Source organism: Rickettsia asembonensis (assembly GCF_000828125.2).
GTDB classification, from domain to species: Bacteria; Pseudomonadota; Alphaproteobacteria; order Rickettsiales; family Rickettsiaceae; genus Rickettsia; species Rickettsia asembonensis.
This window is the reverse complement of record NZ_JWSW01000036.1, coordinates 1-13154: the sequence shown is the minus strand read 5'-3', so window position 1 is coordinate 13154 and position 13154 is coordinate 1. Positions and strand designations below refer to the sequence as shown.

Below are 13154 nucleotides of genomic sequence, written 5' to 3'. Positions count from 1 at the left end.
TTATCTCTCAACACTTCCTAAGTATATCCTCAATTTCTTCTGGTTGATATCCTAGTGCTATGGAGAAAGCAGCTATTGCACCACCGGAAGCTCCAACTACTTTTTGGACATTTTTTAAACAATCTTTGTCTTTTAATGCCTTTAGAGCCCCTGCATACGCTATGACTTTTACTCCACCACCTACAAAGGCTAAGTTGTTTATTTCTAACATTTTCAATACCTTGATTAAGATAATATTAAATTTATATTAATAAAAATTAATGTTTGTGACTTTTATAAACTATAATATTAATAGTTGCGTGGATCAATTTCACCTCTGTCATACCGTGAATAAATCACGGAATAACATCGAGCTTTTTATTATTATCTCTCTTTAGTTAGCAATGCCGAAATTGGTATTGCTCGCATGACTCATTTTATGTCATTCCCGCGTGGCATTGTTGCATAGACCTGTTTTACCACTGTCATACCGTGGCTTGTCCACGGTATGACACCGAACGAGTTTTTCGAGCTATAAATTTTGTTGCATAATAAAACTATCACTTATATACTGTCGCTAATGATTAATTTGCTTAAAGTTTCATATGGTAAGTAGTAATTTTTATAAAAATTTAGGACCACGAAAACTAACGGCAATTATAGATTTTTTACACGACATTATAGAACCTCCTAAGATTCATGAAGATATAGCTATTCATGATATTAAAATTCTACAAGAAGCATCTTCAAACGATATTAGCTTTTTAAGTAATCCTAAATACTCCGAATTTTTAAAAACTACCAAAGCTGCTGCTTGTATAGTGCCGAAAAATTTTACGGGGGGAGCAAATCCAAATACTGTTTTAATACATGCCGAGAATTCATATTTTGCTTACGACAAATTAATAGATTTTTTCTATACTCCTATTAAATCATACCCTGCTAAAATAATGAAATCCGCTATTGTTGCAGATTCGGCGACTATCGGAAAAAATTGTTATATCGGTCACAATGTAGTTATTGAAGACGATGTTATTATAGGTGATAATAGTATTATAGAAGCCGGAAGTTTTATAGGTAGAGGTGTAAATATCGGCAGAAACGCTAGAATAGAACAACATGTTTCAATAAATTATACAATTATAGGTGATGAGGTAGTAATACTTGCAGGTGCAAAAATCGGACAGGACGGGTTTGGGTTTTCTACCGAAAAAGGCGTACATCATAAAATATTCCATATAGGTATAGTTAAAATCGGCAATAATGTTGAAATCGGTAGCAATACTACTATTGATAGAGGTTCACTTCAAGATACTATTATAGAAGATTTATGCCGCATAGATAATTTAGTGCAAATAGGACATGGTGTAAAAATAGGCAAAGGTTCTATTATCGTAGCACAAGCAGGTATAGCGGGAAGTAGCACAATAGGGAAATATTGTGCTCTTGGAGGACAAGTAGGAATCGCTGGACACCTAAATATAGGCGACGGGACACAGGTAGCGGCACGAGGCGGTGTAGCACAAAATATAGAGGCAGGTAAAATTGTCGGCGGTAGCCCTGCAGTTCCTATCATGGATTGGCATAGACAATCTATTATTATGAAACAATTAGTAAAGACCTCTAATAGCAAATTAAAAAAGTAGTTTGCTATTGAAAAAATACTGAGTCGTCATTGCGAGGAGACATTGTTGCGTGGACACCTAATCGTCATTGCGAGGAGGCGTAGCCGACACGGTAATCTAGAAAATAATTAAAAAAATTCTGTAAATCAGAATTTTTTAACTGGATTGCTTCGTCGAATTACTGCGTAATTCTTCTTGCAATGACGGAAAAACCGTTCCACGCAACAATGCCCGCTCGCAATGACAAAAAATTTATATTAAAGAAGAGACGTAAATAAATGATCATAGATATTACCGAAATCATGGATTTAATACCTCATCGCTATCCATTTTTATTAGTAGATAGGGTACTTGAAATTGATCTTAACAAATCAATAAAAGGTATTAAAAACGTTACCGTTAACGAACCGCAATTTACAGGACATTTTCCGGCAAGACCTGTTATGCCGGGCGTTCTAATGGTTGAGGCTATGGCACAACTTGCTGCTATATTAGTTGCTAAATCGTTAGGCTCTACTAAGAATAAAGAAGTGTTTTTAATGGCTATCGAAAATGCAAAATTTCGGAGAATCGTTCAGCCCGGTGATACTATGCATATCCACGCTGTTATTGAGCAGCAAAGAGCTAACGTATGGAAATTTTCAAGTACGGTTACGGTTGAAGGTGAAACGGCTGCAGAAAGTAAATTTACCGCAATGATTAAAGATAAATCGTAAGGGATATAGTGTCAAATTCTAATATACATCCTACTAGTTTAATCGCAGAAGGGGCAAAGCTCGGTAAAAACGTAAAAATTGGACCGTATTGTATTATAGGTCCTGAAGTTGTGCTTCATGACAATGTCGAGCTTAAATCTCATGTGGTAATTGAAGGGATTACTGAAATCGGTGAAAACACTGTAATCTACCCTTTTGCATCAATCGGTCAACCTCCGCAAATCTTAAAATATGCTAATGAGCGATCAAACACGATAATCGGCTCTAATAATACTATTAGAGAATATGTTACGGTACAAGCAGGAAGCCAAGGCGGCGGAATGGTGACAAGAGTAGGAAATAATAATTTATTTATGGTCGGCGTTCATATCGGTCATGATTGTAAAATCGACAATAATGTAGTATTTGCTAATTACGTAAGCCTAGCAGGTCATATTGAGGTGGGTGATTACGCAATAATCGGCGGGCTATCTGCCGTACATCAATATGCTAGAATCGGTGAATATTCGATGATTGGCGGGCTATCACCGGTCGGGGCAGACGTAATACCATTCGGGCTTGTAAGTAGTAAACGTGCGGTGCTTGAAGGCTTAAACCTAATCGGAATGAATAGAAAAAGGTTTGATAAAGCAGACTCTTTAAGTGCCTTAAAGGCTATCGAAGAAATCTTCTCAGGTGAAGGTAATTTTGCTGAACGTATTAAACAAGTTGCCGAGAAATATAAAAATAATTCTATAGTAATGCAAATTATCGATTTTCTTAATCAAGATAGTAGTAGAGCATTTTGTCGTTTTGAGAAGTGAATTTATTTAACTAGCAATGTGTAACACAATGTGTTACAATTAAATATTATAAGCAGAGTTATTTTAATTTATTAAAAAGGATAAAAATGACCAAAAGTATTACAACTAGTATACGTTTAGAAATAAATTTAAGTAAAAAACTTGAAAAAGCAGCTCATGATTTACACCGTGGCAAAAGCTGGATAATTAGTGAAGCAATACGTATCTATCTTAAACAACTAGAAAATTCAGACCTAACCAAAGAAGCTAGACGTCAATCCTTATTAGCTAGTAAAGAAAACAATCCTGATGCCGATTTGTGGTTAAAGCACAATGAAGAAAGTTGGCTAGATGAATGGAAATAATAGAAATTAAAAAAGGATATATTGTTGCTTGTGTAATATCCAGAGATTATGGTAAACCTCGCCCCGCTGTTGTTGTTCAATCTAATTTATATAAAAATCATCCCAGTATAACAGTTTGCCCTCTAACAACGGATTTAATAGATGCCCCAACTTTTCGCCTGTTATTGACTCCTACAAAGCTTAATGGTCTTAATTTAGAATCTCATATTATGGTTGATAAAATTAGTGCTATAAGAAGTGATAAAATTCAAAAAAAAATTGGTGAATTGTCACCTAAACAACTAGAAGAGTTAATTGAAGCTATTAAATCATGGATGAATTAGCTGCTAATTTTTTCTTGTAAAGAATTTTGGCGTAAACGAGTTTTTAAGCTCTTAAAATCAATTATTTCTGCTTTTTGATTTTGACAAATACATGCAAAAATATATTTCTGCTCTCCTTTAACCTTTTGTATACATTGTCCGCAGATTCCTTTCATCATACATTGCATTGATGAATTAACGCTAACTATTAGCTCCGTATTTTCACCGAATATTTCATTTTTTAGGCTTTGCAATTCTTCTATTATGTCAGGAGAAGCATTAATTATTACTATATCCACTGAAACTAATTTACGGATTTTTATATCATGATAGGTAACAAATATAACTTCATTATTATTTTCTTTTAGAACTTGTAATAAGCCTATATTACCTACTTCGTAATCAACAATAACTATTTTTTTATTTTGAGGTATTTCTAGCGGCGAGCCTGTCGGTCCCATTAAAACTACTTTCTCATTTTCAGATAATGTTTTACATAAGCTAGTAGATTTACCGACTTCATAAATTACAAATCTAATTAAACCTTTTTCTACATCAATATCTGTAGGGCTTAAGGCTACCGGCTCTATTAACTTAGAAGCATCTTCAGAATAATTTTGTAAGCGAAAAAACTGTCCAAACTTAAAATTTTTAGCAGCAAGCGGCGAATGAATTATCAACTCAAAAGTTTTATCATCTAAAATATTTATTTTATTAACCCTAGAAGTTAGCAAATAATCAAGCTGTGTACAAAAATCTTTATAACTATTTTTAAAGCTAGGGACATTATTTATAAGTCTTTTATTAATAGCCTCGTACCCTTCTTTGCTACTAGCAAGAGCTTTCACTACACTTCCCGAATATTTAGGATTACAATCACCGAAATAACTATATTTATTCTCATCAAATTGAGTGTTATTTTCTATACCGATTGCCATAATCACGGTTTTGGCTTTGATTAAGACAGTGTCATCCCGTGGCTTGACCACGGGATCCATAATATTATCATGGTATTTTTTCTGGATCCCGTGGTCAAGCCACGGGATGACACTGAATTCCACAGATTCCACATGACCGTATTTATCAACATTAATCCTTAAAGGTTGCACATTTTCTTTAAAATCAACACCGAGTGCTAATGTATATATTAGCTCTTCGTGATTTAATTTATATGCCGGCGAATCTTGCAATCTTCCACGATAATAAACAGTAGCTCCTCCAAGCTTATTAAAAACCTTTCTTAATTCTTCATTACTCTTAGCTTCTTTAAATAATCTTGCATGAGCAATAAATTCTTCAGCTATTTCTTTATCTTCATCCGTTAAATCTTTTTCTATATAATTTTCGGCAAATTCCTCTACTTGCTTTTTATAGTAATATAAACTTTCCGTTGCTGCATCTAAGGAAGTAAGACCGCCGCCTATTACCACAATCGGCGTTCTAATTACCATATTAGTATTAGAATTTTTCAAAAATGCTCCTCCGCTTTGCAAAGTCATTAAGAAATCGGAAGCTGTTTTTACGCCCTTAGCTTCAAAATTTTCTATATCTAAAATTTTCGGCTGACCTGCTCCAATGCAAAAAGCTATATGGTCAAAACCCAAATCGAAAGCTTGTTCTTGCGTTATATTAAAATCTAAAGCTACCCCGTCATAATATTTGAAATTATTATTTCTCTCGAGTATTAACCTCAATATATCAAGGTTGTTTTTATCCCACCGAACAGTAATCCCATATTCCGCTACTCCTCCAAATCCTCTCGGTATTCTTTCCGATAACAAATTTTTATATTCATGCCAAAGTTTTATAGGCTTATGAACGTTAAAAGGTAAAGGGGTAATTTTCAAGCCGTCAATAGCCATGACATTGTGACCTGACCGTAATAAATAATAGCTAAGACTAAAACCTGCAGGACCAAGACCGGTAACTAAAATATTATAATTAGTAGGTTTTTTCGGAAGCGGAGCATAAATATTAAGCGGATTCCAACGAGTAAGAAGTAGATATATCTCTAAACCGTAAGGTAATTTAAGCGTTTCTTCTAAAATATTTGATTCTATTAACGGGATATTTACCGGATCTTGCTTTTGGTAAATACAAGCTTTAGAGCAATCATTACAAATTCTATGTCCCGTTGCCGCTACCATCGGATTATCAATAACAATAATAGCGAGGGCACTTAAGTTGAAGCCTTGTGCCTTAACATAGTTCATCTCAGAAATTTTTTGCTTTAAGGGACAGCCGGTTGTCATCCCGTGGCTTGACCACGGGATCCAGTCTTTTTTAATTTTTTCTTGGATCCCGCGATCAAGTCGCGGGATGACACTTATCCCTTTGGAACAGCTATCCTTATCCTGCTTATGGCAATAAATACAATAATGAGAATCGTTTAAAGCTTCATCTAAATTTAAAAAAGAATCTGTATAGTCAAAATCTAACCGTTGATTCTTTTGATATTTAGATATTTTTTTATTATCTATTAGATTTTCTTTATCTAGTTTTTGAGGGAGGTTGAATAGGATGTCATCTGCCACTGTCATCCCGTGGCTTGACCACGGGATCCAGTCTTTTTTAAATTCTTTCTGGATTCCGCAGTCAAGCCGCGGAATGACACCCTCACACGAATAAACCCTGCATGCTGCATACCTAGCGGCTACATCTAATTCTGTGGCAAAATTCTCTTCATCCTGTTGCCATATAATTATTTGTTTGGCAAATTCTTTAGAGGTAAAATTCGTACCTATTAAATCAGTTAACTTTAAATACACATCTTCAAAATCAATATCTTTTATTTTTTCCGATGGGTATTTTTTTACGGCAATACGCTGAACAAATTTTCTTTTACATTCATAAATAATATCAAAATCTTTATGTTTTAGCCTTAATATCGTTACTTCTTTTGAAATACAAAATAACTCTGCTAAAAAATCGTCTAAATGAGGAGAGATTTTTAATAAAAATTCGGAATAATCTTGTGGAATAATGGAGAGAGGAGTCGATCTAAATAACATTAAATCTTTATGCAAAGATTTATCGGCTTTAAAGAGATAATCTAAAAATATTTGATCTAATTTTTTAAGTCCGGTTAAATCTAATTCATTAAAATCTAGATTAAAACCAAGTTTCATAAGTAATAAATAACTCTTTTAGAAAATTGTCTATAAATTAAATAACTGATACAAACAGTAATAAATGCAACTATAATAGACTTAACTATCAGCATCATATCCGGTAATGTTCCGTCAATCACCAACGCTTGTACGGGCCTTATAACTAAAAAGAACGGATTAAATTCAAAATATATTTTTTTAGATTCCGGAATTAGTGAATAAGGATAAACTATCGGTATACTCCAATAAATAACTCCAAGAATAACGCTCAACATTTGTGGTATATCTCGAATATACGGCGTTAAAAATGCTACTGCGATAGAACCGCTAATCACACATATTATTAAGGGCAAAATTAATATCGGCATAAATATTATTTGCCAAGAAAATTTTTCTGGAAATAATAAAATAAAAGCAAAATACATTGCCGAAAATGAGCAAATTAAAGTATATAATTGCCCTAAACTATCCGCAACAGGAAAAAAAGTCTTAGAAATTCTAACTTTTTTTATTATTTGATCACGTGTAACTAAAGAACTTGAACAAATCGTTAGGCTGCTTATTATAAAACTCCATAAAGGAATACCGCCGACTAAGTTCATTACCATAAATTCTCTCGGTTGTCTTAATAAAAAACCGAAAAAATATGAAATTACCATTATGTGAATAAAAGGCTGAATTAAGCCCCATAAAGAACCTAAAAAAGAATCCTTATTTTGCCTAATTATAGAAGCTTTAACTAGTAATGCTATTGCCCGCCAGTATTTTTTAGAAAAAAAATACTTTATCATTTATGAATTTCCTTGTTGTTGGTTGTAATAGTAAATCACCTTAAATTAGGTGCGATTTCTATTTTATCTTTTAATTTTTAAAAAATATATCTCATACCGTAAATGGGTTAGCATTAGCGGTATTCGACATATTCTTAAAAAAATAAAATATTTCTTACAAATCTCTCCTAATTTAAGGTGATTTACTATAGATTTTAAACATTTCCGATGGTGTACCATCACCTATAATATTGCCGTCTTTTAATAAAATACATCTATCGCAATTATCTTTTATAATTTCTTCTTGATGACTTACTATTATCGAAATAGGGGTATTTTTAAATTTACTTTTCATTAAATTAAGAGATTTTTCTATAAAATGGCTATCTCCTGCCGCAAAAACCTCATCAAGTAATAAAATTTGGGGATTTTGAAATATTGACACAGAAAAAGCAAGTCGTGATAACATTCCTGAACTATAATTTTTTATCGGTAAGTCGATTTTATTACCTAGTTCCGAAAAATCTATAATCTCCTTTTCAATTTTCCTGCTATATTTATCTAACATATTATTATATAGCATCAACATTTTTATATTTTCACGACCGGTTTGTTCCGGCTCAAAACCGACTCCCATATCTATAATTGCAGCAATATCACCATGAACTTTAACCGTACCGGATTTTAACGGATATATTCCGGCGATTAGCTTCAAAAGAGAGCTTTTTCCGGAACCGTTACTTCCTATAAAAGCTATTTTTTCTCCTTCTTGGCAAGAAAAGTTAATATCGTTTAATATAGGTATATTTGGAGAAAGAGAAACCCCTTTTTTCAAGAAAAAATGCTTTAAACCTTGAGCTCTTTTATGAGTATCTATACCTTCTACATAACCATTTGTTATTTCTATAAATACTTTTGAATGGCTAAGTGACATAACCATTAATAGATTTATTAATCCAATCTAAAAGAGAGTTTTTTTGTTGTAAACCTATTTTAGTATCTTTTTGTTCACCGTTTTTAAACAACATTATCGTTGGAATACTACGAATACCGTATTCTGAAGGAATGTTAGGATTTTCATCAATATTCATTTTAAGTACTTTTACTTTGCCTTTTAATTCTTTACTGATTTCATCTATTATCGGTGTTAACATTTTGCATGGTCCACACCATTCTGCCCAAAAATCAACCAGTACCGGTAAATCCGATTCTAATACTTCCTTTTTAAAAGAGCTATCCGTTACTTTATCTGCCATAATTTCTCCTTTGTATTTTTGTAGTATTGTCCATATGGCTTTTATGTTATTCCCGCGGAAGCGGGAATCCAGTACTTTAAAATTTTTTGAAAAGCTTAATTTATCTCGCTTTACCCTAGATTCCCGCCTACGCGGGAATGACATAATGTTGTTTTCATATTCATATGGACAACATCTATATTTATAAATAAAATTATAAAGTACAGGCTTCTACTTGTAAATAATGAAAATCTTTTTATTTATTATATTTATTTTTTCTATTATAATATATCCGCATTATTAAAGCTGCTGTTTCCTCTATTGATCTAGTTGACACATCAATTACCGGCCAATTTCTTTGATCACAAATTTTTCTAACCTCTAAGCATTCTTTTTGTACTATATTAAAATCTGTATAGCTCTTATTTTCGTTAATTTGCAATAAATTTAACCTAGCTTCTCTTATCTCTATTAATCTATTTGGATTAATAACAAGTCCTACTACTAATTGATCTATGTCTTTTTCTATAAAATCAGGAAAGGGACAATTATAAACATAAGGAATATTGGCAGCTTTTAGACCGTTATACGCTAAAAATACGGAAGTCGGTGTCTTAGAAGTTCTAGAAGGACCTATTAATATTATATCGGCCTCCGACAACTCATTAAGCATTTGTCCGTCATCATGTCTTATGGCATAATCTATAGCATTGAGCGTATCAAAATAAGTTTTATCGAACTTATAATTGTAATTTTGTTCTTTTTCTATTTCAATACCTGAAAAAACAGACATTTCTTTAATAATCTTACCTATTACAGAAATACATGGAATTTTTAATTCATAGCAAAATTTCGTTAAAGCTTTTCGGAGTTCTTGATCAGCAATCGTGTATAATACTATCCTGTGTTTAGATTCTATTTTACTTAATACTTCATTTAGCAATTCTAAATTTCTAATCATTGGCCAATGATATAATTTTGGTTTTACGGAAGTAAATTGTGCAAGAGCAGAATTTGCTGCATATTTTGCAGTTTGCACGGAAGAGTCTGAAACCAAGTGAATAATTAGCTTTGTCATACTTTACACATGTAATTGTGGATAAATTTTTTAATAACTTATTATTTTTCCTATTAAAATCTATTAAAAATTTCCTCAAATCCTTATTAAATCAAGTAAATCTAGTGTATTTTCTTTTAAATAAATAGTTTGTGGATAAAATTGTGAATAAATCTCATTTTCCTTTGAAAAAATAGTCTTTTCTAAGCTATAAACGAATTTTACACTTAATTATCCACTTGTATAAATTCATATAAACTTATGTGAATTATAATTAAAAATACCGATATTTTTAAGAAAATTTTGTTGATAACTCTGTTTAAAACATTTAATCTACATAATTCTGTTTACATAAACAACAAATAATAAATATATTTATTAATTTAATATTTTTAGTAATAGTATGAAGCAAATTATAAATCCATTAAAAGGAAATAGTAATAAGATACCTATTTGGTTTATGCGTCAAGCAGGTAGATATTTGCCGGAATATAAAAAAGTAAGAGAAACAACAAAAAATTTTCTAGATTTTTGTTATGATGTTAATAAAGCAACGGAAGTAACCTTACAACCGATAAAACGTTATGGATTTGATGCAGCTATTATTTTTTCTGATATATTAGTTTTACCTCATGCTCTTGGATGGGAAGTAGATTTTAAAGAAAACATAGGACCTATATTAAAGCAGTTCAAATTACAAGAAGATTTTAAATATCTACAAAGCAATCCGAATAGTAAATTAGAGAAAGTTTATGAAATAATAAAAAAAGTAAAAGAAGAATTACCTTCTACCACTTCTTTAATAGGATTTGTAGGTAGTCCTTGGACAGTGATGAGTTACATGCTAGAAGGAAAAGGAAAACAGGATTTTAAAACAAGCAAAAAATTTATATATGAAAATAAAATACTTGCTAAAGAATTATTAAATTTTATTACGGAAAAAACAGCTGATCATCTTATAAATCAAGCAAAATCAGGAGCAGATGTTTTAAAGCTTTTTGATTCATGGTCAGGAGTACTTGGAGAAGAGGAGTTTACTGAATTTGTAATAGAGCCAACAAAAAAAATTATATTAAAAGTAAAAGAAGCTTTTCCAAAAATTCCTATAATTGCTTTTCCTAAAGGAGCGGGATTATTGTACGAAAAATTTATAAAAGAAGTACCTATAGATATTTTAGCCGTAGATCAAATGGTCCCTCTTGAAAAAATGAAAGAGTGGAGTGATAAAGTAATAGTACAAGGTAATTTAGATCCAGTCGTATTATTAACTAATAAAGAAATTATCAAAGAAAAAGCTTATAAAATTCTTCAGACAATGAAAGGAAAGAGTTTTATCTTTAATTTAGGGCATGGTATTTTGCCTGAAACACCTCCGGAAAATGTAGAGTTTTTGACAGAATATGTTAAGTTATATGAAGAAAAGAATAGCAATAGTACTTTTTAATTTAGGCGGTCCAAAAAACCTTGAATCCGTAAAACCTTTTTTATTTAATTTATTCTATGACAAAGCTATAATTAATCTACCGAATCCATTACGCTATATTATTGCAAAAATAATTTCTATTACTAGAGAGAGAAAATCTCAAAAAATTTATTCTTTAATCGGTGATAAATCTTTTTTACTTCAGGAAACAGAGGAGCAGAAATTAGCACTAACCGAAAAACTAAAGAAACTCATAAAAGAAGATTTCGCTATTTTTATAAATATGAGATATTCAGCACCGTTTGCTAGAGAAGTAATAAATCAAATAAAAAAATATAATCCAAGCGAAATAATATTATTGCCTCTATATCCTCAATTTTCAAGTACTACGACAGGATCTTCGGTTAAAAATTTTTTACAAAACTTTGATATTGATATTCCAATTAAAACAATTTGTTGTTATCCTCTAGAAGAAGATTTTATAAAAAGCCATGTTTCATTGATTAAGGAAAAACTATACGATGACGATAAAAATTTTCGTATATTATTTTCTGCTCATGGGTTACCTGAAAAAATAGTAAAAGCAGGCGATCCTTATAGTTTTCAGATAAAAGAAACAGTAAAAGCAATAGTTAAAGAATTAAATATAAAAGATCTAGATTATAAGATAACTTATCAAAGTAGAGTAGGACCTGTAGAGTGGTTAAAACCGAATACGGAAGATGAAATAGAGCTAGCAGGAAAGTTAAAAAAGGACATAATTATCGTACCTATATCCTTTGTATCCGAGCATGTTGAAACACTAGTAGAACTTGATATTGAATATAAATTAATCGCAGATAAATATGAAATTCAATATATCCGAATTCCAACACTTGGAACAAATAAAATTTTTATTAATAGTTTGACAAATATATTGCTACAATTTATTAATAAGGTTGATACTAATTTAGTTACGAGTAGCTCTAGTACAAGAATATGTCCAAATGAATTTACTAAATGTTTATGTAAATTAACAAATTAACAAGGAAAAGAATGGCAAGTTACTATCTATGGTTTAAGTCAGTCCATCTGATATCTGCTATATGTTGGATGGCAGGGCTTCTTTACTTACCTAGAATATATGTTTACCATACCAAAGCTAAAATAGGTAGTGAGCTAGATAATACCTTACAAGTGATGGAGCTAAAATTACTCAGGTTCATTATGAATCCGGCAATGATTAGCACATTTATATTTGGTTTAATAAATGCTCATATTTACGGGTTTATTGCTCTTGATACTTGGTTTCACGTTAAAATATTTGCAGTGTTAATTTTAATGATATTTCACGGTTTACTTGCAAGATGGCGAAAAGATTTTGCAAATGGCAAGAATGTCCATTCAGAAAAATTTTACCGTATAGTTAATGAGATTCCAGCTATTTGTATGATTGTTGCAGTAATAATGGTTATAGTGAAACCATTTGACTAGTATTTATTCTCTCCTGTCATACCGTAGTTTGACCATGGTATACATAAATACAACTTAAAATATTAAATAGTAGGAATGATATAAATAAAGCAATGCTTGCTCATCGATGATATCTATACTTAGCTACCAAATATTGCTTCTAGTTCTGCTAAGCGTTTCCTCTATTGCGTTGAGCTCTCTCTTTTTCAAAGGTTTTTCTAGCAACTCTGCTATCTCAATTTTCAGAATTTCTAAATTTTCTTTTGAAGTAAATTTTGCTACGAGTTCAGGTAGGCTCTTTTTATTTTGGTTGGACATATAATTACTTCCGATTTATT

Annotated in this window: 16 protein-coding genes; 8 read left to right on the top strand and 8 right to left on the bottom strand. The window is 31.5% G+C overall.

The window, feature by feature from the left end:
- Nucleotides 1-7: 7 nt before the first annotated feature.
- Nucleotides 8-211, bottom strand: a complete 204-nt coding sequence (locus SB78_RS04645) for a patatin-like phospholipase family protein (RefSeq protein ID WP_081420956.1) — start codon at nt 209-211, stop codon at nt 8-10.
- Between the two features lie 200 nt (nt 212-411).
- Nucleotides 412-543 (bottom strand): hypothetical protein, encoded by a 132-nt coding sequence (locus SB78_RS11505; protein WP_277813960.1) that lies wholly within the window; start codon nt 541-543, stop codon nt 412-414.
- Between the two features lie 41 nt (nt 544-584).
- Between SB78_RS11505 and lpxD the strand changes: the two genes are divergently transcribed.
- The 5 genes from lpxD (at nt 585) to SB78_RS04620 (ending at nt 3790) form a co-directional block, all read left to right on the top strand.
- Entirely contained in the window at nt 585-1625 is a 1041-nt protein-coding gene (gene lpxD / locus SB78_RS04640) for a UDP-3-O-(3-hydroxymyristoyl)glucosamine N-acyltransferase (protein WP_041078952.1), read from the top strand.
- Between the two features lie 257 nt (nt 1626-1882).
- Nucleotides 1883-2320 (top strand): 3-hydroxyacyl-ACP dehydratase FabZ, encoded by a 438-nt coding sequence (gene fabZ / locus SB78_RS04635; RefSeq protein ID WP_041078951.1) that lies wholly within the window; start codon nt 1883-1885, stop codon nt 2318-2320.
- Nucleotides 2321-2328: 8 nt separating this feature from the next.
- Entirely contained in the window at nt 2329-3123 is a 795-nt protein-coding gene (gene lpxA, locus SB78_RS04630) for an acyl-ACP--UDP-N-acetylglucosamine O-acyltransferase (protein ID WP_041078950.1), read from the top strand.
- 86 nt (nt 3124-3209) lie between these two features.
- Nucleotides 3210-3467: a CopG family ribbon-helix-helix protein gene (locus tag SB78_RS04625; RefSeq protein WP_040256689.1), complete on the top strand. Its 258-nt coding sequence runs from the start codon at nt 3210-3212 to the stop codon at nt 3465-3467.
- Complete coding sequence (locus SB78_RS04620) at nt 3458-3790, top strand: type II toxin-antitoxin system PemK/MazF family toxin (protein ID WP_041078949.1); 333 nt, start codon at nt 3458-3460, stop codon at nt 3788-3790. The genes SB78_RS04625 and SB78_RS04620 overlap by 10 nt, the downstream gene beginning before the upstream one ends.
- On the opposite strand, the gene SB78_RS04615 is transcribed toward SB78_RS04620, so the two are convergent.
- The 5 genes from SB78_RS04615 to SB78_RS04595 all read right to left on the bottom strand — a co-directional run bounded on the left by SB78_RS04615 (nt 3787) and on the right by SB78_RS04595 (nt 9962).
- A complete protein-coding gene (locus SB78_RS04615; protein WP_041078948.1) occupies nt 3787-6897 on the bottom strand; it encodes an FAD-dependent oxidoreductase in 3111 nt (1036 codons plus the stop codon). The genes SB78_RS04620 and SB78_RS04615 overlap by 4 nt on opposite strands.
- Nucleotides 6894-7670, bottom strand: a complete 777-nt coding sequence (locus SB78_RS04610) for an ABC transporter permease (RefSeq protein WP_041078947.1) — start codon at nt 7668-7670, stop codon at nt 6894-6896. The genes SB78_RS04615 and SB78_RS04610 overlap by 4 nt, the downstream gene beginning before the upstream one ends.
- A 172-nt stretch (nt 7671-7842) precedes the next feature.
- Nucleotides 7843-8583: an ABC transporter ATP-binding protein gene (locus SB78_RS04605; RefSeq protein WP_041078946.1), complete on the bottom strand. Its 741-nt coding sequence runs from the start codon at nt 8581-8583 to the stop codon at nt 7843-7845.
- Nucleotides 8573-8905: a thioredoxin gene (gene trxA / locus SB78_RS04600; RefSeq protein ID WP_041078945.1), complete on the bottom strand. Its 333-nt coding sequence runs from the start codon at nt 8903-8905 to the stop codon at nt 8573-8575. The genes SB78_RS04605 and trxA overlap by 11 nt, the downstream gene beginning before the upstream one ends.
- Before the next feature lie 235 nt (nt 8906-9140).
- On the bottom strand, nt 9141-9962 hold the full coding sequence (locus SB78_RS04595) for a pyruvate, water dikinase regulatory protein (RefSeq protein ID WP_041078944.1): 822 nt from the start codon (nt 9960-9962) through the stop codon (nt 9141-9143).
- A 382-nt stretch (nt 9963-10344) separates the two neighbouring features.
- Here SB78_RS04595 and hemE point away from each other — a divergent pair, with 382 nt between their 5' ends.
- Genes hemE through hemJ form a run of 3 tightly spaced genes read left to right on the top strand, consistent with a single transcriptional unit; the run spans nt 10345 to nt 12837 of the window.
- Nucleotides 10345-11385: a uroporphyrinogen decarboxylase gene (gene hemE, locus SB78_RS04590; RefSeq protein ID WP_041078943.1), complete on the top strand. Its 1041-nt coding sequence runs from the start codon at nt 10345-10347 to the stop codon at nt 11383-11385.
- Nucleotides 11342-12388, top strand: coding sequence for a ferrochelatase (gene hemH / locus SB78_RS04585; RefSeq protein ID WP_041078942.1), 1047 nt, complete (start codon nt 11342-11344; stop codon nt 12386-12388). Before hemE ends, hemH begins: the two co-directional genes overlap by 44 nt.
- A gap of 11 nt (nt 12389-12399) precedes the next feature.
- A complete protein-coding gene (hemJ, locus tag SB78_RS04580) occupies nt 12400-12837 on the top strand; it encodes a protoporphyrinogen oxidase HemJ (RefSeq protein WP_041078941.1) in 438 nt (145 codons plus the stop codon).
- Between the two features lie 123 nt (nt 12838-12960).
- Here the strand turns inward: hemJ and SB78_RS10140 are convergent, their stop codons facing one another.
- Nucleotides 12961-13134 carry a hypothetical protein gene (locus SB78_RS10140; RefSeq protein ID WP_199402785.1) on the bottom strand — a complete coding sequence of 58 codons (174 nt, stop codon included), beginning with the start codon at nt 13132-13134 and terminating at the stop codon, nt 12961-12963.
- Nucleotides 13135-13154: the final 20 nt, after the last annotated feature.